At 73.3% G+C, this 18,329-nt stretch carries 13 protein-coding genes and 1 tRNA gene; 5 read left to right on the top strand and 9 right to left on the bottom strand.

Translation table 11 applies throughout. The features are described from left to right. Nucleotides 1-1,800, bottom strand: coding sequence for a methionine--tRNA ligase (metG, locus tag G8D98_RS14695; protein ID WP_166105004.1), 1,800 nt, complete (start codon nt 1,798-1,800; stop codon nt 1-3). Between the two features lie 87 nt (nt 1,801-1,887). After that, nucleotides 1,888-2,679: a GNAT family N-acetyltransferase gene (locus G8D98_RS14700; RefSeq protein WP_166105006.1), complete on the bottom strand. Its 792-nt coding sequence runs from the start codon at nt 2,677-2,679 to the stop codon at nt 1,888-1,890. 184 nt (nt 2,680-2,863) lie between these two features. Here G8D98_RS14700 and G8D98_RS14705 point away from each other — a divergent pair, with 184 nt between their 5' ends. Together G8D98_RS14705 and G8D98_RS14710 are read left to right on the top strand one after the other, a co-directional pair. Next, nucleotides 2,864-3,466 (top strand): DUF4126 domain-containing protein, encoded by a 603-nt coding sequence (locus tag G8D98_RS14705; RefSeq protein WP_166105009.1) that lies wholly within the window; start codon nt 2,864-2,866, stop codon nt 3,464-3,466. A 59-nt stretch (nt 3,467-3,525) separates the two neighbouring features. Continuing rightward, nucleotides 3,526-4,272, top strand: a complete 747-nt coding sequence (locus G8D98_RS14710; RefSeq protein ID WP_166105011.1) for a CPBP family intramembrane glutamic endopeptidase — start codon at nt 3,526-3,528, stop codon at nt 4,270-4,272. Nucleotides 4,273-4,590: 318 nt separating this feature from the next. Here G8D98_RS14710 and G8D98_RS14715 read toward each other — a convergent pair whose 3' ends face one another. The 4 genes from G8D98_RS14715 to rsmI form a co-directional block, all read right to left on the bottom strand. Further along, on the bottom strand, nt 4,591-5,328 hold the full coding sequence (locus tag G8D98_RS14715; protein WP_166105014.1) for a succinate dehydrogenase/fumarate reductase iron-sulfur subunit: 738 nt from the start codon (nt 5,326-5,328) through the stop codon (nt 4,591-4,593). A gap of 79 nt (nt 5,329-5,407) precedes the next feature. After that, the gene (locus G8D98_RS14720) at nt 5,408-7,408 is read right to left on the bottom strand and encodes a fumarate reductase/succinate dehydrogenase flavoprotein subunit (protein WP_166105016.1); all 2,001 of its coding nucleotides are present in this window, start codon (nt 7,406-7,408) and stop codon (nt 5,408-5,410) included. Nucleotides 7,409-7,419: 11 nt separating this feature from the next. Continuing rightward, entirely contained in the window at nt 7,420-8,124 is a 705-nt protein-coding gene (locus tag G8D98_RS14725; protein ID WP_166105019.1) for a succinate dehydrogenase cytochrome b subunit, read from the bottom strand. Between the two features lie 126 nt (nt 8,125-8,250). Next, nucleotides 8,251-9,087: a 16S rRNA (cytidine(1402)-2'-O)-methyltransferase gene (gene rsmI / locus G8D98_RS14730; RefSeq protein WP_166105022.1), complete on the bottom strand. Its 837-nt coding sequence runs from the start codon at nt 9,085-9,087 to the stop codon at nt 8,251-8,253. 76 nt (nt 9,088-9,163) lie between these two features. Between rsmI and G8D98_RS14735 the strand changes: the two genes are divergently transcribed. Both G8D98_RS14735 and G8D98_RS14740 read left to right on the top strand, forming a co-directional pair. Next, a complete protein-coding gene (locus G8D98_RS14735; RefSeq protein WP_166105039.1) occupies nt 9,164-10,723 on the top strand; it encodes a dolichyl-phosphate-mannose--protein mannosyltransferase in 1,560 nt (519 codons plus the stop codon). Between the two features lie 49 nt (nt 10,724-10,772). After that, on the top strand, nt 10,773-14,333 hold the full coding sequence (locus G8D98_RS14740; protein ID WP_166105041.1) for a TM0106 family RecB-like putative nuclease: 3,561 nt from the start codon (nt 10,773-10,775) through the stop codon (nt 14,331-14,333). Between the two features lie 84 nt (nt 14,334-14,417). On the opposite strand, the gene phoA is transcribed toward G8D98_RS14740, so the two are convergent. Next, nucleotides 14,418-15,893 carry an alkaline phosphatase gene (gene phoA / locus G8D98_RS14745; RefSeq protein WP_166105044.1) on the bottom strand — a complete coding sequence of 492 codons (1,476 nt, stop codon included), beginning with the start codon at nt 15,891-15,893 and terminating at the stop codon, nt 14,418-14,420. Between the two features lie 399 nt (nt 15,894-16,292). Beyond that, a tRNA-Ala gene (locus G8D98_RS14750) sits at nt 16,293-16,365 on the bottom strand. Between the two features lie 160 nt (nt 16,366-16,525). Between G8D98_RS14750 and G8D98_RS14755 the strand changes: the two genes are divergently transcribed. After that, nucleotides 16,526-17,791 carry an AI-2E family transporter gene (locus G8D98_RS14755; RefSeq protein WP_166105047.1) on the top strand — a complete coding sequence of 422 codons (1,266 nt, stop codon included), beginning with the start codon at nt 16,526-16,528 and terminating at the stop codon, nt 17,789-17,791. A gap of 44 nt (nt 17,792-17,835) precedes the next feature. Here the strand turns inward: G8D98_RS14755 and G8D98_RS14760 are convergent, their stop codons facing one another. Then, nucleotides 17,836-18,222, bottom strand: coding sequence for a hypothetical protein (locus G8D98_RS14760; RefSeq protein WP_166105050.1), 387 nt, complete (start codon nt 18,220-18,222; stop codon nt 17,836-17,838). Between the last annotated feature and the right edge of the window lie 107 nt (nt 18,223-18,329).

Raw genomic sequence — 18,329 nt, forward strand, 5'->3', positions numbered from 1 at the left:
TCAGGCACCCGCCCGGGCGAGCTCGTCGTCGACGACCGACTCGTCGAGCTTGGTGAAGACCGGCGCCGGCTTGGCGATCGGGGTGCCGACGACCACCGGTCGTGACTCCCACCTCGGGGTGGCGCTGTACTCGCCGGTGATGACCGGCCAGCTGCGGCCCTCGTCCTCCGGGTCGAGCCCGGTGACCGTCTCGAGCCGGGGCATCGGCACGAGCTCGCCCTCACCCCCGAGGACGAGGTGGACGCGGTTGGCGGCGTGCGGCAGGAACGGCGAGAGAACGAGGTTGAGGTCCGCGACGCACTGGACCAGCGTGTGCAGCACCGTCGCGAGACGCTCGCGCTCGTCCTCGCCCTTGAGCTTGAAGGGCTCCGTGCGCGAGACGTACGCGTTGACCTCGCCGACGACGCGCATCGCCTCGGCGATCGCGGCCTTCTGGCGGTGCCGGGAGATCAGCTCCCCGACGGTGTCGAACGCGGCGAGCACGCTCGCGCGGACCTCCTCGTCGACCGGCTCGAGCGGCCCCGGCTGCGGGATCTCGCCGAAGTTGCGCGCGACCATGGCCGCCGTGCGCGAGACGAGGTTGCCCCAGCCGGCGACGAGCTCGGAGTTGTTGCGCTGGACGAACTCCTTCCACGTGAAGTTGGCGTCCTGGTTCTCGGGGCCGGCGGCGCAGATGAAGTAGCGGATGCCGTCGGGGCCGTACCGGTCGAGCACGTCGCGCACGAGGACGGTGTAGCCGCGGGAGGTCGAGAACTGCCGGCCCTCCATCGTGAGGAACTCGCTCGAGACGACCTCGGTCGGCAGGTTGAGCGGCCCGAAGACGCCCGGTTCGCCACCCCGCTCGCCCTTGCCGGCGTAGCCGAGGAGCTCGGCCGGCCAGATCTGGGAGTGGAAGGTGATGTTGTCCTTGCCCATGAAGTAGTACGACAGGGCCTCGGGGTCGTTCCACCACTCACGCCACCGGTCGGGCTCGCCGAGGCGCCGGGCCCACTCCACCGAGGCCGAGAGGTAGCCGACGACCGCGTCGAACCACACGTAGAGCCGCTTCGCGGGGTTGTCGCGCCAGCCGTCGAGCGGCACCGGGATGCCCCAGTCGATGTCGCGAGTCATCGCGCGGGGCTTGATCTCGTCGAGGATGTTGCGGCTGAAGCGGATGACGTTGGGCCGCCATGTCCCGGACGCCTCGCGGCCGGCGAGCCACTCGCGCAGGGCGTCGGCGAGGGCCGGCAGGTCGAGGAAGAAGTGCTGGGTCTCGACGAACCGGGGGGTCTCCCCGTTGATCTTGCTGCGCGGGTTGAGCAGCTCCTCGGGCTCGAGCTGGTTGCCGCAGTTGTCGCACTGGTCGCCGCGGGCGTCCGGGTAGTGGCAGATCGGGCACTCGCCCTCGATGAACCGGTCCGGCAGGGTGCGTCCCGTCGAGGGCGAGATCGCGCCCTGCTGGGTGCGCTCGACCATGTAGCCGTTGAGCCAGTTCTGGTGGAAGAGCTCCTGGGCCACGGCGTAGTGGTTGGCCGTCGTCGTGCGCGTGTAGAGGTCGTAGGTGCAGCCGAGGTCGGCGAGCTCGCCGGCGATCACCGCGTGGTTGCGGTCGACGAACTCCCGGGGGCTCACCCCGGCCTGGTCGGCGAGCACGAGGATGGGCGTCCCGTGCTCGTCCGAGCCGCTCACCATGAGCACGTCGTGGCCCGCCATCCGCATGTACCGGCTGAAGACGTCGGAGGGCACGCCGAACCCGGCGACGTGCCCGAGGTGACGTGGGCCGTTGGCGTACGGCCAGGCGACGGCGGAGAGGACCTTCATGGTGCGAATCCTAGGCGGCGGTCGTGGGCGCCCGACGCGGGCCGGGCGCGGCCGCGGCCGTCCGGTACGAGCGGGTGGCCGGCACGCTCACCGGTGCCACTCGTACGGCGTCGTCGTCGTGACCTCGACGAGCCCGCACCGCTGCAGGATCGGGCGGGAGTACGGGGTGGAGTCGCTGTGCAGGTAGCGGTAGCCCCGACGGAGCGCGGAGCGGGCCCGGGCGGCGGTCACGGCCCGGTAGATGCCGCGGCCGCGCCACTGCGGGAGCGTGGCCCCGCCCCAGAGACCCGCGACCCCGGTGCCGGGCACCGGCTCGAGCCGCCCCGAGCAGACGACCGTGCCGTCGGCCTCCGCGACCCACAGCTCGACCTGCGGGTCGCGCGCGACCCGCAGGACGAGGTCGTCGGCCCGACGGGTGGACTCGGGGTCACCGAAGGCACGGTCCGCGGCGGCGCTCATCGCCCGGACGTCGTCCTCACCCTGCACCCGGCGCAGGGTCACGCCGGGGGGCAGCGGGACGTCGGCGGCCGGCCCGTCGGCGGGGCCGATCATCACCGACTCCCGCTCCCCCGGCTCGAAGCCGTGGCCGAGGAGCGCCTCGTGCAGGCCGGGGGCGAGGTCGTGGCCACGCGTCTTCCACTCGACCTCGACGACGCCGGCGTCGGCGCGGAAGTGCTCGAGCACCTCGCCGACCCAGCGGTACGCCGTCGCGGCGTCGGCTCCCCCGAGGTCGCGGTAGCTGACGAAGCCACGGCCGCCGGGAAAGGTCGCGAGGCGCAGGGGGCCGAGCCGCGTGAGCGACAGCGCGCCGGGCGTCTCTGCGTCGGTGCGCAGCCCGTCGTCGTAGATCCGCAGCAACGCGGAGGGGTCGATGCTCATCGCCCCGATGCTGGCGCAACGCCGCCGGTGGGCGCGAGCGGGTTTCGTGGCCGACCGCACGCGGGGACGCGCTCGCCCGCGGTGGCCGCCCGACAGGGAACCGACGGGACTACGCTGGCGTCTACGCAGTGTTGCTCTCCTCGACCGGCCGCGAGGGGCGGTCGTCGCAGTGAAGGAGGACGCCGTGCTGGCTGCCCTCACAGGTCTGGGCCTGTCCGCCGCGGCGGGCCTGAACGCCTACATCCCCTTCCTCGTCGTCGCCCTCGTCGCCCGGTTCACCGACCTGGTGACGCTGCCGTCGGGCTACGAGTGGATCACGAGCGACTGGGCCATCGGGGTCGGCGCGGTGCTGCTGCTCGCCGAGGTGGTCCTCGACAAGGTGCCCGCCGTCGACACGGTCAACGACACCATCCAGACCTTCATCCGGCCGAGCATGGGCGGGCTGGTCTTCGCGGCGACGAGCGCGGCCTCCGAGCTCGACAGCTCCACGTGGATGGGCGAGCACCCCTGGGTCTCGGTCGTCCTCGGCGTCCTCGTCTCCGGGCTGGTGCACACCGGGAAGATGGCGGCGCGGCCGGTGGTCAACGGGGCCACGGTCGGGGTCGGCGGGCCGGTCGTCTCGACGGTCGAGGACGGCGCGTCCATCGGGCTGTCCGTGCTGGCCGTCCTCGCCCCGGTGTTCGTGGTCGTCGCGCTGGCCCTGCTGGCGTGGCTGCTCGTGTGGATGTACCTGCGGGTGCGTCAGTGGCGCCGCTCGCGGCGGCCCACGTCCTACGCGGGTCCCTGACCGCCGCCGGGCGACGGCTCCCAGCAGACCTCCAGGGTGGCCGACCTACGCTGGCCCCCATGCGGCGCCGGTACCTCACCGAGACCTGGCTGGTCCTCGGGGTCTCCCTCGGCTCGTCGGCGGTCTACGCCCTGCTGCGCATCGTCGAGCGGCTGACCCGGCCCGAGTCCCTCGCGCAGCAGACGGCGACGATGAACTCCTCGGTCACGCCGGACCGTCCGTGGCTCGACGTCACCTACCAGCTCGTGGGGATCGGGCTGGCCCTCGTCCCGGTGCTGCTCGCGCTCCACCTGCTGCGGCGCGAGGACCCGGACGAGCCGCACACCATGGGCCTGGACCTGCGCCGCCCCTGGCAGGACGTGGCGCGCGGGGCCGGGCTGGCCGCCGTCGTCGGGATCCCGGGCCTCGGGCTGTACCTCGCGGCGAAGGCCGCCGGGCTCAACGCGACGGTCGCCGCGGCCAACCTCGCCGGGGCCGCCTGGTTCACCGTGCCGGTCCTCGTGCTCTCGGCCGCGCAGAACGCGGTGCTCGAGGAGGTCGTCATGGTCGGCTACCTCTTCCGCCGGTGGTCGCAGGCCGGCTGGCAGCCGTGGCGGGTCATCGTCACCAGTGCGCTCATCCGCGGCACCTACCACCTCTACCAGGGCTTCGGTGGGTTCGTCGGCAACGCCGTCATGGGCCTGCTCTTCGGCTGGCTCTACACCCGCACCCGCCGGGTCATGCCGCTCGTCGTCGCGCACACGATCCTCGACGTCGTCGCCTTCGTCGGCTACGCCCTGCTCGCGCCGCACGTCACCTGGCTCTGACCCCTGGCTCCCGGCTCCGCCCCCTCCCCGCCGTGCTCCGATCGACCAATAGGTCGATCCCGACACGGCGCCAGACGTACCTGAGGTGACCTATTGGTCGATCCAGACACGGCGACACCACACCAGACGTACCTGAGGTGACCTATTGGTCGATCCAGACACGGCGACACCACACCAGACGTACCTGACGTGACCTATTGGTCGATCCAGACACGGCGGCGCGGCGCCAGACGTACCTGAGGTGACCTATTGGTCGAATCGGGCACGCTGGGGCTAGGGCTGGCGGCCGCCGGGTCGGGGCGTGCGGCCGCGTTCGGGTCAGGCGCGCAGGGCCGCGCGCAGATCCTTGTTGAGCGTCGAGATGACGTCCTGCGGGATGCCCTTGGGGCAGGCCGCCGAGCAGGCGCCGACGTTCGTGCAGCCGCCGAAGCCCTCGGCGTCGTGCTGCTCGACCATGGACACGACCCGGGCCATCCGCTCGGGCTGGCCCTGGGGCAGCTCGGAGAGATGAGTGACCTTCGCCCCCGTGAAGAGCATCGCCGAGGCGTTCGGGCAGGCCGCCACGCACGCCCCGCAGCCGATGCACTCGGCGGCGACGAAGGCCCGGTCGGCGTGCGGCTTGGGCACCGGTGTGGCGTGCGCGTCCGGCGCGGCGCCGGTGTTGACCGAGACGTACCCGCCGGCCTGGATGATCCGGTCGAAGGCACCGCGGTCGACGACGAGGTCCTTGATGACCGGGAAGGCGTTGGCCCGCCACGGCTCGATGGTGATGACCTCGCCGTCGTGGAAGCTGCGCATGTGCAGCTGGCAGGTCGTCGTGCGCTCGGGGCCGTGCGCCTCGCCGGAGATCATCAGCCCGCACATGCCGCAGATGCCCTCGCGGCAGTCGGAGTCGAACGCGATGGGCTCCTCGCCGCGCGCGTTGAGCTGCTCGTTGAGGACGTCGAGCATCTCGAGGAAGCTCATGTCCTCGCTGATGTCCTCGACCTTGTAGGTCACGAGCTCGCCCTGGTGTCGCGGCCCGGCCTGGCGCCAGATCTTGAGGGTGAGGTTCATGGGCGGGGTCCTCGCGAGGTGTCGGAGTCGGTTCCCACGGGCTGCGTGGGCGGGACGGGCGCGGATGCTCGGGGCATGCTCACTTGTAGCTCCGCTGCTTCAGCTCGATGGCCTCGTAGGCGAGGTCCTCCTTGTGCAGCACCGGCTGCCCGGTGTCGCCGAGCCCCTCGCCACCGCCGAACTCCCAGGCCGCGACGTAGAGGAACTGGTCGTCGTGACGCATCGCCTCACCGTCCTCGGTCTGGCTCTCGGCCCGGAAGTGGCCGCCGCACGACTCGCGGCGGTGCAGCGCGTCGATGCACATCAGCTCGCCGAGCTCGAGGAAGTCGGCGACCCGGCCGGCCTTCTCGAGGCTCTGGTTGAGGGTGTCGGCGGCGCCGAGGACGCGCACGTTGCGCCAGAACTCCTCGCGCAGCCCGCGGATGAGGTCGATCGCCTTGAGCAGCCCCTCCTCGGTGCGCTCCATGCCGCAGTACTCCCACATGACGGCCCCGAGCTCCTTGTGGAAGGAGTCGACGCTGCGCTCGCCGTTGATCTCGAGCAGCCGGGCCGTGCGCTCCTCGACCGAGCGCTGCGCCTCGGCCACGGCCGGCGAGTCCGGCGCGAGCGGCTCGAAGGGGCCCTTGGCGAGGTAGTCGCGGATGGTGTTCGGCAGGACGAAGTACCCGTCGGCCAGGCCCTGCATCAGAGCCGAGGCACCGAGCCGGTTCGCCCCGTGGTCGGAGAAGTTGGCCTCCCCGATGACGAACAGACCGGGGATCGTCGACTGCAGGTCGTAGTCGACCCACAGCCCGCCCATGACGTAGTGGACCGCCGGGTAGATGCGCATCGGCACCTCGTAGGGGTTCTCCCCGGTGATCCGCTGGTACATGTCGAAGAGGTTGCCGTACTTGGCCTCCACCGCGGCCTTGCCGAGGCGCCCGATGGCGTCGGCGAAGTCGAGGTAGACGCCCCGGCGGAAGTCGCCGACCATGGGCCCGACGCCCCGCCCCTCGTCGCAGACGTTCTTGGCCTGGCGGGAGGCGATGTCGCGCGGGACGAGGTTGCCGAACGAGGGGTAGATCCGCTCGAGGTAGTAGTCGCGGTCCTCCTCGGGGATCTGGCGCGGGTCCTTGTCGCAGTCCTCGCGGCTCTTGGGCACCCAGATGCGCCCGTCGTTGCGCAGCGACTCCGACATCAGGGTCAGCTTGCTCTGGTGCTCACCGGAGACCGGGATGCACGTCGGGTGGATCTGCGTGTAGCAGGGGTTGGCCATGTAGGCGCCCTTGCGGTGCGCCCGCCAGGTGGCCGTGACGTTGCTGCCCATGGCGTTGGTCGAGAGGAAGAAGACGTTGCCGTAGCCACCGGAGCCGAGGACGACGGCGTCGGCCAGGTGGGTCTCGATCTCGCCGGTGACCAGGTCGCGCACGACGATGCCGCGCGCCCGGCCGTCGGCGACGACGAGCTCGAGCATCTCGTGGCGGGTGTACTGGGTGACCGTGCCCGCCGCCACCTGCCGCTCGAGGGCCTGGTAGGCGCCGATGAGCAGCTGCTGGCCGGTCTGGCCGCGGGCGTAGAAGGTGCGCGAGACCTGCACCCCGCCGAAGGACCGGTTGTCGAGCAGGCCGCCGTACTCGCGGGCGAAGGGCACACCCTGGGCGACGCACTGGTCGATGATGTTCGCGCTCACCTCGGCGAGGCGGTAGACGTTGGTCTCCCGGGAGCGGTAGTCGCCGCCCTTGACCGTGTCGTAGAAGAGCCGGTAGACGGAGTCGCCGTCCTCCTTGTAGTTCTTCGCCGCGTTGATCCCGCCCTGCGCGGCGATGGAGTGCGCCCGGCGTGGGGAGTCCTGGAAGCAGAAGACCTTGACGTTGTAGCCGGCCTCGCCGAGGGTTGCGGCCGCGGACCCGCCGGCCAGCCCGGTGCCGACGATGATGACGTCGAGCTTGCGGCGGTTGGCCGGGTTGACCAGGGCCGCGTCGAACTGGCGCTGGGTCCACTTCTGCGAGATCGGCCCCGCGGGTGCCTTGGTGTCGGCGACCGGCTCGCCCTCGGCGTAGAGGCCGTGGGCGATGCCGGCGTTGACGGTGGTGTCTGTCATCTGTGACCGCCTCAGGGGATCAGGCCGAAGAGGATGGCGAGCGGGGGGATGAGGAAGCCGCCGACGATGACGGCGGCCAGGCTGTGGCCGATGATCTTCGCGCGCCGGTAGGCCGACGCCGTCATCGTCCAGCCAAGGGTCTGCTGGGCGCTGAACGCACCGTGCGAGAGGTGGAAGGCGAGGGCCACCATGGCGAGCACGTAGATGAGCGTGTTCCACGGGACCTGGAAGCTCGCCACGACGAGCTCGTAGGGGTTCTGCGTGACCGCCGCGCCCTGCTCGTCGGGGTTGACCGAGAACTTCACGACGGTGAACTGCAGCAGGTGCCAGACGAGGAAGAGCAGGAGGAAGACCCCACCCCACCGCATCCACGCGGTGCGCATCGCCGTCTTCACCGCGGCGTACTTGGTCCGCCGGGCGCTCCCCGCGCGGGACCAGAGCGCGAACGCGGAGTACGCGTGCCCGACGAGGCTGAGGACGAGGACGATGCGGACGACCCAGAGCAGCCCGCCGTAGGGGAGCATGGGCTCGCCGAAGGTCCGCAGGTGCTCGGCGTAGCCGTTGAACGCCTCCTCCCCCGCGAGCGCTCGGAGGTTGCCGTACATGTGGAGCAGCAGGTACCCGACGAACAGCAGCCCGGTCACCGCCATGAGCAGCTTCAGGCCGACCGTGGTGCGCCGGGCCACCGCGGGTCGCGAGGAAGTCGTTGTGGCCACGACCCAAGACCCTAGCCCCCGCCTCCGACGGGATCGAGTGGTGTCGAGGGGTGCGGCGGTGTGACATTTCCCCCGCTCGCTCGGCGCGACCACCCCGGCGGGGGCGGCGGGCCCCGGCGGCGGGTCTCAGCCGCGCCGCGCCGCCACCGCCGCGTCGTAGAGGACCTTCTTCGACAGCCCGGTCGCCGAGGCCACCTCGGCACAGACGTCCTTGAGCCGCTCCCCCGCGGCGACCCGCCCGACCACCTCGGGCAGGACGTCCTCGACGCGGGTGGCGGGCCCGCTGGCGCCGGCGACGACGAGGGTAACCTCACCCCGCGCGTGCTCGGTGGCCCACCCGGCGAGCTCGGCCAGGCCGCCGCGCCGTACCTCCTCGTAGGTCTTGGTCAGCTCGCGGCAGACAGCCGCCGGGCGCTCGGCCCCGAACGCCGCGGCCATCGCCTCGAGCGCCCGGGCCAGACGGTGCGGGGCCTCGAAGAACACCATCGTGCGGGGCTCGCTCGCGAGCGCCGCGAGCGCCCGCTCACGCTCGCCCTCCTTGCGGGGAAGGAACCCCTCGAAACAGAAGCGGTCGACGGGCAGCCCGGAGACGGCGAGGGCCGTGAGCACCGCGGACGGGCCGGGGACCGCGGTGACCCGGATGCCGGCCGCGACCGCGGCGGCGACGAGGCGGTACCCGGGGTCGGAGACCGACGGCATCCCGGCGTCGGTGACGACGAGCACCCGGGCGCCGGCGCGCAGGTCGCCGACAAGGTCCTCGGCACGGGCGGACTCGTTGTGCTCGTGGAAGGACACCACGCGCCCCCTCGGGGTCACCCCGAGCTCCGCGCAGAGCCGCCGCAGCCGCCGGGTGTCCTCGGCGGCGAGGACGTCCGCCCCGGCGAGCTCCTCGCGCAGGCGCGGCGCGGCGTCGCGCGGGTCGCCGATGGGGGTGGCCGCGAGGACGAGGAGGCCGGCGCTCATGGCGCGATCCTCGCACGGCGCGGCGGCCCTCCCGGCGGGCCGCGGGGCGCGCAGCCGGCCCACCTACCATGTCCCGGTGACCCGGACCGAGGAGCTGCGCGAGCGCCTGCTCGGGTTCCGGCCCACCGACACGCTGTGGGGCTGGCTCGGCCCGGGCCTGGTCGCCCTCGTCGGCGGCGTCCTGCGGTTCTGGTCCCTCGACCGCCCGCGGGCCCTCGTCTTCGACGAGACGTACTACGTCAAACAGGGCTGGTCACTGGTCCACTACGGCGTCGAGATGCGGGTGCTCTCCTCGCTCAACGAGCCGGACACGGCGTTCGTCGACGGCCACCCCGACGTCTTCTCCTCGACCGACGGCGACTTCGTCGTCCACCCCCCGGTCGGCAAGTGGGTCATCGGTGCCGGCGAGTGGCTCGTCGGCGACCAGTCCGGCTGGGGCTGGCGCTTCTCGGTGGCCCTGCTCGGGACGGTGTCGATCCTCGTCGTCGGACGGGTCGCGCGGCGGCTGTTCGGGTCGACGGCGCTCGGCTGCGTCGCCTCGTTCCTCCTGGCGTTCGAGGGCCTGCACTTCGTGATGTCTCGGACCGGGATCCTCGACGTCATCGTCATGTTCTTCGCGCTCACCGCGTTCGCGGCGCTGCTCGTGGACCGCGACCGTACCCGGGAGCTGCTCGCCGAGAAGGTCGGTGCCCTGCCGCGCGGGGTGTGGCCCGAGGGTGGCGGCCCGTGGCTCGGGTGGCGGCCGTGGCGCTGGGCGGCGGGGGTCTCGCTCGGGCTGTGCACCGGGACGAAGATCTCGGGGCTGTTCTTCCTCGCGGCCTTCGGCCTGATGACCGTGTGGTGGGACATGGGGGCTCGCCGGGCGGCCGGCGTGCGGCACTGGGCCCGCGGCGCGCTCGTCGCGGACGCGCCGTTCGCGGTGGTCCAGACGGTCCTCACCGCGGCGGTCGTCTACACCGTCTCGTGGACCGGCTGGTTCGTCACCGACACCGGCTACCACCGGCACTGGGACCGGTACAACCCGGGGCAGGGCATCCAGTGGCTGCCCCCGGTGCTGCGCAACTGGGTGAAGTACCACCAGGACGCGATGGCGTTCAACACCTCCCTCTCCGACCCGCACCCCTACCAGTCCAACCCGTGGTCGTGGATGGTGCAGACCCGGCCGACGTCCTTCTACTACGAGAGCCCCACCCAGGGCGTCGACGGCTGCGGTGTCGCGCAGTGCTCGCAGGCGATCAACCCCGTGGGGACGGTCTCGGTGTGGTGGCTCGGCATCCTCGCGCTCGTCGTCGTCCTGTGGTGGTGGCTCGTGCGCCGCGACTGGCGGGCGGGGGCCGTCGCGGCCGGGATGATCGGCGGCTACCTGCCGTGGTTCTTCTTCCAGGGCCGCACGATCTTCACCTTCTACGCGGTCGCCTTCGAGCCGTGGGTCGTGCTCGCGGTGACCTTCCTCGTCGGCCTGTGGGTGGGCCGGCGGGACCCCGACCCACGACGGTGGCGGGTGCGCGTCCTCGTCGTCGGCGGGTACCTGCTGCTCACCCTGGCCCTCTTCGCGTTCTTCCACCCGATCTACGTCGCGCAGACGATCCCCTACGAGCACTGGCACTGGCGGATGTGGTTCCCGAGCTGGATCTGAGGGACACCGCTCCCGCGGGGGTGTCGGGGCCCCGGCGTACGTTGCAGACATGAGGCTCCTCCCGGACGGGCGCGCGGTCGTCAGCGCCAGCGACCTGCGCACGGCGTCCTCGTGCGAGTTCGCGCTCGTGGCCGGGCTCGACGTGCTCCTCGGCCGCCGGGCCCCGGCCGCGGCCGAGCACGACCCGATGCAGGAACGGGTCGCCGCCCTCGGGGACGAGCACGAGCAGGCCGAGCTGCGGCGGCTCTCCCAGGCCCACCCCGGGCGGGTCCGGACGATGGCGGTGCCGTCCGCGGAGCCGGCGGCGCTCGCCGCGGCGATGGCCGAGACCCTCGCCGCGCTCACCGGTGACGTCGACGTCCTCGCCCAGGCGACGCTCTTCGACGGCACGTTCGTCGGGCGGGCCGACTTCCTCGAGCGCACCCCCGCGGGCTGGGTCGTCAGCGACACCAAGCTCGCCCGTCACGAGACGGTGCCGGCCCTGCTGCAGGTGGGTGCCTACGCGGCCCTGCTGGCCGAGGCCGGGGTCCCCCTGGCCCCGTACGGGCGGCTGGTCCTCGGCGGCGGCGAGGTGAGCGACCTGCCCCTGGCCGAGGTGATGCCGGTCTACCGTGCGCGGCGCGCCCGGCTGGAGGCGCTGGTCGCCGACCACCTCGCCGACCCGGCGCCCGCGGCGTGGGGCGACGATCGGTGGCTGGCCTGCGGTGCCTGCCCGGTGTGCGAGGCCGAGGTCACCGCCCACCGCGACCTGCTGCTCGTCGCGGGCGTGCGGCGGCCGACCCGTCGGCGCCTCCTCGAGGCCGGGGTACGCACCGTCGAGGACCTCGCGGCGCGCACCGACCCCGTGCCCGACGTGCGGGCCACCACGCTGGAGCGGCTGCGGGAGCAGGCCCGCCTCCAGCTCGAGCAGGAGAGCGACCCCACCGGCAGGGTCCGGTACGAGGTCGTCGACCCCGACGCGCTGCGCCGGATGCCCCCACCCAGCCCGGGGGACGTCTTCTTCGACTTCGAGGGCGACCCGCTGTGGCGCGAGCGGGGCTCGAGCACGTGGGGGCTGGAGTACCTCTTCGGTCTCGTCGAGGTCGACTCCGGCACTCCCCGCTTCCGCGCGTTCTGGGCGCACGAGCGGTCCGAGGAGCGCCGGGCCCTCGTCGAGTTCGTCGCGTACCTGAGCGAGCGGCGCCGCCGCTGGCCCGACCTGCACGTCTACCACTACGCGCCGTACGAGCCCGCCGCGCTGCTGCGCCTGGCCGCCCGGCACGGTGTGTGCGAGGACGACGTCGACCAGCTGTTGCGTGAGGGCGTCTTCGTCGACCTCTACGCGGTCGTGCGCGCCGGCATCCGGGTCTCGCAGCGCTCCTACTCCATCAAGAAGCTCGAGCCGCTCTACATGGACGCCCGCGAGGGCCCCGTGCAGGGCGGTGCGGAGAGCATCGTCGCCTACCACCAGTACCTCCAGGCGCGCGTCGAGGGCCGCACGGACGAGGCCGACGCGCTGCTCGCCGAGATCGCCGACTACAACGAGGACGACTGCGTCTCGACCCACCTGCTGCGGGAGTGGCTGCTCGAGCGCCGCCGGGAGACGGCGGGCGAGGCACCCGCGGGCCCGCAGGCCGAGCCGGTGGCCGAGGTCGAGGTCAGCGAGACCAGGCGCCGCGCCCTCGAGCTCGAGGCGGCGCTGCGGGCCCTCGTCGAGGACGTCCCTCCCGCCGAGCGCACGCCGGAGCAGCAGGCCGTGGCCCTCGTCGGCTCGGCCGTGCTCTACCACGCCCGCGAGGACAAGCCGCGCTGGCAGGAGCACTTCGAGCGGCTCCGGCTGCCGACCGCGGACTGGCGCCCCGCCGAGGGGGTCTTCCTCGTCGAGCGGGTCGAGGTGGTCCAGGGCTGGCACCGTCCGCCCCGGGCCCGCAAGGACCGGCGCACCCTGGCGCTGCACGGTGAGCCGATGCGCGGGGTCGCCGTGGCCGCCGGGACCCGGGTCTCGGCGGTCTACGCCGTGCCCGGCCCGGACGGGGTCGACGCCGAGCCGCTGCACGCCCACGCCAAGAGCCCGGCGGGGGTCGAGGTGCTCGAGGCCAAGGAGCGGGTCGCGCCCAACGGACGCCTCGAGCAGACCCTGGTCGTCGACGAGCTCCAGCCCGGTCCGCTGGGGCACGAGGTCGGGCCGGTCGCCCTCGTCCCGAACGACACGGTCAGCTCGGCGCCGCTCGACCGCGCGATCGCCGAGGTCGCGCAGGCGGTGCGCGCCACCGGCGCCCTCCCGGTCGGGGCCGGCACCGACCTGCTGCTGCGCCGGCCCCCGCGGCTGCGCGGCGGCGCCCCACTGCCTCGTGTCGCTCCCGGGCCCGACGGCGACACCGACGCCATCACCGCGGCCCTGCAGGGCATGGACGACTCCTACGTCGCGGTCCAGGGCCCACCCGGCACCGGGAAGACCTACGTCGGGGCACGGGTGGTCGCGCGGCTCGTCGCGCAGGGCTGGGCCGTCGGGGTGTGCGCGCAGGGGCACGCAGCGGTCGAGAACGTCCTCGACGCCGTCGTGCGGGCGGGGGTCGACCCGGCGCAGGTCGCCAAGGCCCCCAAGCACACCGTGGACCCGGCCTGGACGGCGCTGCGACGGGCGGACGACCTCGCCGCGTTCGCCGCCGGGCACCGCGGCGCCGGGCGGGGCTACGTGATCGGCGGCAGCGCCTGGGACATGACGACCGAGGCCCGGGTCGGGCGCGGGCAGCTCGACCTGCTCGTCGTCGACGAGGCCGGCCAGCTCTCGCTCGCCAAGACCCTCGCCGTCTCGCTCGCCACCCGGCGGCTCCTGCTGCTCGGTGACCCACAGCAGCTCCCGCAGGTCACCACCGGCACCCACGCCGAGCCGGTCGACCGCTCGGCCCTGGCCTGGCTGGCCGGCGACGAGGCCGTGCTGCCCCCGCAGCTGGGGTACTTCCTCGCGACCACCTGGCGGATGCATCCCGCGCTCACCGCCCCCGTCTCCGCGCTCGCCTACGACGGGCGGCTGCGTTCGCAGGAGACGGTGACCGCCCGGCGCCGGCTCGAGGGCGTCGAGCCCGGCCTGCACGTGCGGCTCGTCGACCACCGCGACAGCTCGACGTGGTCGGTGGAGGAGGCGATCGCCGTCCGCGACCTCGTCGAGGACCTCGTCGGCCGCGCCTGGAGCGACCCCGGGCCACCGGGCAGCGAGGACCCACTGCGGGCGGCGCGGCCGCTCACGTCGCGCGACATCGTCGTCATCACCCCGTACAACCACCAGGTGGGGACGATCCGTGCGGTCCTCGACGCCGCCGGCCACGACGAGGTCGCCGTGGGCACGGTCGACCGGTTCCAGGGCCAGGAGGCTCCGGTGGCCATCGTGTCGATGGCCGCCTCCTCCCCGACGGACGTCTCCCGAGGGATCGGCTTCCTCCTCGACCGGCACCGGCTCAACGTCGCGATCTCCCGAGGGCAGCACTCCGCCTTCCTCGTGCGCTCGCCGCTGCTCACCGACCTCGCCCCGAGGACCCCGCAGGAGCTGGTCGCCCTCGGCGCCTTCCTCCGCCTGGGTGAGGAGGCGGTGACCACCGCGCAGGTCGCCCCGGTGCTCACCGCCGTCCCCTGAGCACCGCGGGCGTCGACGGCAGGACGCACACGGGGCGGCCCCGGCGTCACGACGCCGGGGCCGCCCGTGGGGCAGCGGTGCCCGTCAGTGGTGGCCCTTCCCCGGTCGGCCCGAGGAGGCGTACATGCCGTCCCGCATGATGGTGAACAGGTCGGTCTGGTCGATCAGCCCGACGACGTTGCCGGCGCCCGGGCCGTACCCGGCGACCCGCAGCTGGGTGCCGGTGTGCTGCTGGCTGCTGCCGGGGGCGGCGGTGTTGTAGGAGACGATCATGTCGGCCCCGTCGGCCGTCCGGAGCTTGATGTTCTGCCCCGGGGTGGCGGCGTCGACGATCTGGCTGGTGTGGGCGTGGTCGGCGGTGAGGACCACGAGGGTGTCGGTGCGCCGCGAGGCGAACTGCAGGGCCTCCTGGACGGCCTCGTCCATCTGCTTGGTCTCACCGATCTGGCCGCACGCGTCCGCGGCGTGGTCCCGCTTGTCGATCGAGGCGCTCTCGACCTGGAGGAAGAACCCGTTGCGGCTGCCTGCCCGGCTCGAGGAGAGCAGCGAGATCGCCCTGCTCGTCATCGTCCGCAGCGAGGGGACCGAGTCGAACTCGGGGTTGGTCGGGCAGGTGACGGCGGCGCCCACGGTGCCGACGGTCGTCGGCTGCGCCGCGAGCTCGACCGGCATGTTGCCCGGGGCGAAGAGCCCGAGGAGGGGGCGCGACTGGTCGGCGGCGCGGACGGACTGCAGCCCCCTCTCGTCGGTGACGACGCGGAACCCGCGCGCCTGCGCCTGCTGGAGCACCGTCCGCCCGGCGTACCGACCGCCGGTCACCGTCTCCTCGAAGTACGACGAGCCACCACCGAGGGAGACGTCGGGGCGGGTGCCCAGGAGCTGCTCGGAGATCGACCCCGCTCCCCCGTTGGCCGGGTCGGCCTCCGGGCAGGAGGCCGCCGTCGCGACCGGTCCCTTGCATCCGCGCGCGGAGATGCTCGCGACCTGCACCGCCGGGGTGGCGTCCTGGATCTCCGCCGTGGAGACGTCGCCGGTCGCCCGGCCGGTGGCCTTGGCCAGGTCGAGCAGGGAGTCGTGTGCCCGGCCGTGCCGGTCGACCCCGATCGCGCCGTCGTAGGACTTCACTCCGGTGGCCCAGGCCGTGCCGGTCGCCGCGGAGTCGGGCGTGTAGTCGGGCTTGCCCGTCTCCCGGTCCACGCTGTAGTGGGTCATCTGTCCGGTGAGCGGGAGCGCGTCGATGCCGGCGAACGCCCCGCCGGCGCCCTCGAGGTAGTTGCGGGCGACCGTGATCTCCGAGTCGCCCATGCCGTCACCGATGAGGAGGATGACGTTCTTGACCTTGCCGGCCGCGAGCGAACGAGCGATCGTGCTCGTCTGGTCGCCGTCGAGGCGGGTGGCGCCCTGGAAGACGTCGACGGGCCCGTCGGCGGCCCGCTCGACCAGCGGCAGCCGGTGCGACGAGGGACCGTGGCCGGGCGTGGCCCAACCGGCGGCGGCGGTCAGCGTGAGCGGGATCGCGGCGACGGCCGCGGCCGCCAGGGTGGTGCGAGGTGTCGGCATGAGCAGTGCCCTTCTGGACGATGCGAACGAGGAGGCCGCGGGTCGCGGCCGCGTCCTAGTCATCCGTTCGCACGTGAACTCCACCGGGCGGCCATCCGTCGCGTCGATGAAGAAGTCCTCTGCGTCCTCCCCCTGGACCTCCCGCGCCCGCCCCGCCTGAACTTTCCCTCCGGATGCCGGAACCTTCAGCGACCTGCCGCTTGTAAGGGGCAGGTCGGCGAAGGTTCCGCCAGGACGGGTGAGGAAGCCGGACGGGGGGCCGCGAGCGGGCCGCTGGGCCGGTCGACCTCCCGCGGGATGCGCCGGAGGTGCACGGAGCGAGACGACGTCGGGCTCGCGCACGAGAGAACCCCGCCCGGGCCAGGGCAGCTGCGCTGGTCGGACGGGGTTCACATCGGGTGGAGCTGAGGGGATTCGAACCCCTGACCTTCTCATTGCGAACGAGACGCGCTACCAACTGCGCCACAGCCCCGAGTGCGGGAGACACGATAACACCGGGCGCGGCAGCGCCCCGAATCCGTCGGTCGAGGACCACCCGAGGCACCCTCGACACCCGAGTCCGCGCAGGTCAGGAGGTCCTCGCGGACGCGCTCGAGGGGCGGGGCGTCGGCACCAGCACCTAGAGTCGGCGCATGCGACTGCGACGTCCGGGCTCCCGCCCCTCACCCAGCGGGCCGAGCGACCTCCCGCGGAGCCTGCCGGCCACGGGCGTCCAGCCGATGACGCCGGCAGGAGCCCCCGCCACGGCGGAGTGGTCCGTCCCGCCCGGTGTCCGCACCGCCAGCGAGTGGGCCTGGCGGGGCATCCTCGTCGGTGCCGCCGTCGTGGCTGTCCTCTACCTCGTGAGCATCCTGTCCGAGGTCGTCATCCCGATCGTCGTCGCCCTCCTGCTCAGTGCCCTGCTCCACCCCGTGTACGACCTCCTGGCCAAGGTCCTCCCCCGCGCCCTCGCCTCGTTCCTGACCGTCCTCGGCACGATGGCCGTGGTCGCCGGCCTGCTCTCGTTCGTCGGCTCGCAGCTGACCAGCCAGCTCGGCGACATCACGAGCAAGGTGACCGACGGCATCGACCAGATCCGGCAGTGGGCCCAGGACGCCTTCGGGATCACCGACACCCAGCTCGCGGACTACCTCGACCGGGCGCGCGAGGCCGTCAGCTCGGGCAACATCACCGACACCGCCACCTCGGCCGGGCTGACGATCGGGCACCTGCTCACCGGGTTCTTCCTCGCCCTGTTCACCCTGTTCTTCTTCCTCTACGACGGGCGCGGGATCTGGGGCTGGGTCGTGCGCCTCTTCCCCCGGGCCACCCGCGAGCACGTCCACTCCTCGGGACTCATCGCGTGGGGTCAGCTGGCGGCGTTCACCCGCGCGACGATCCTCGTCGCCGCCGCCGACGCGACCGGCATCGGGCTCGGTGCCGCGGTCCTCGGCGTGCCGTTCGCCTCGGGCATCGCCCTGCTCGTCTTCTTCGGTGCGTTCATCCCGATCGTCGGCGCCGCGCTCTCCGGCGCGGTCGCCGTGCTCCTCGCCCTCGTCGCCCTCGGGCCGGTGCAGGCACTGGTCATGCTCGGCATCGTCGTCGGCGTCCAGCAGCTGGAGAGCCACCTGCTCCAGCCCCTGCTCATCGGGCGCGCCATGCGGCTGCACCCGCTGGCCGTCATCCTCGCGATCGCCGCCGGCATCGTCCTCGCCGGCATCATCGGCGGGCTCATCGCGGTCCCGACGGTGGCCGTCCTCAACGCCGTCGGGCACCACCTGCTCGACTCCCCCGCCCCACCGGCACCCGGCGTCGACCCCGACGAGGACCCGATCGCCGGCGAGGTGCTCGGCCCCGACGCGGCCGACCGTGCCGAGAGCGACGCCGCGCAGACCTACGCGCGGCACGAGGACGACTGAGCCGGCGGACGGGCGCCGGAACCGGCCGAGGCCGAGCGGGCGGCTCAGGCTCCGGCGGCGCGCCGCTCCTCGACGTCCCCGTGCACCGGGAGCGCCGTCTCGACCGGTGCCGGGGTCGGGGTGACGGCCGCGGGCGCCACCTCGGGCCGGTCGGCGCGTTCCTTCATCGTGTACGTGGGACGCGGAACCGGCACGGGCTCCCAGGTGAGCGGGATGTCGTCCTCGTCGACGAGATGGACGTACTCGACGACCGGCTCCGGCTCCTCGCGCACCGGCTCCGGCTCCTCGGCCAGCAGCGCGCTCTCGGCCACCGGCGCGCTCTCGGCGGTCGCGACCGACACATCCTCCGGCGAGACGGCCTGCTCGGGCACCGCGGACGCCGCCCGCTCGGGCACCGCGGATGTCACCCGCTCCGGCGCGCTTTCGCTCACCCCGACCGGCGCGGACCCACGCGCGGACGGACGCTGGCGCGAACGCGCGCCCGGGGCCGCCGCAGCCCGGCGGCGAGCCACCTCCCGCGCGCGGCGGCGGCGGGCGA

Origin of the sequence: Phycicoccus endophyticus (assembly GCF_011326735.1) — a bacterium.
GTDB classification, from domain to species: domain Bacteria; phylum Actinomycetota; class Actinomycetes; order Actinomycetales; family Dermatophilaceae; genus Phycicoccus; species Phycicoccus endophyticus.

Coding starts and splice junctions, on each gene's coding strand:
- metG (WP_166105004.1), bottom strand. CDS start 1,800: ATGAAGGTCCTCTCCGCCGTCGCCTGGCCGTACGCCAACGGCCCACGT.
- G8D98_RS14700 (WP_166105006.1), bottom strand. CDS start 2,679: ATGAGCATCGACCCCTCCGCGTTGCTGCGGATCTACGACGACGGGCTG.
- G8D98_RS14710 (WP_166105011.1), top strand. CDS start 3,526: ATGCGGCGCCGGTACCTCACCGAGACCTGGCTGGTCCTCGGGGTCTCC.
- G8D98_RS14715 (WP_166105014.1), bottom strand. CDS start 5,328: ATGAACCTCACCCTCAAGATCTGGCGCCAGGCCGGGCCGCGACACCAG.
- G8D98_RS14720 (WP_166105016.1), bottom strand. CDS start 7,408: ATGACAGACACCACCGTCAACGCCGGCATCGCCCACGGCCTCTACGCC.
- rsmI (WP_166105022.1), bottom strand. CDS start 9,087: ATGAGCGCCGGCCTCCTCGTCCTCGCGGCCACCCCCATCGGCGACCCG.
- G8D98_RS14740 (WP_166105041.1), top strand. CDS start 10,773: ATGAGGCTCCTCCCGGACGGGCGCGCGGTCGTCAGCGCCAGCGACCTG.
- phoA (WP_166105044.1), bottom strand. CDS start 15,893: ATGCCGACACCTCGCACCACCCTGGCGGCCGCGGCCGTCGCCGCGATC.
- G8D98_RS14755 (WP_166105047.1), top strand. CDS start 16,526: ATGCGACTGCGACGTCCGGGCTCCCGCCCCTCACCCAGCGGGCCGAGC.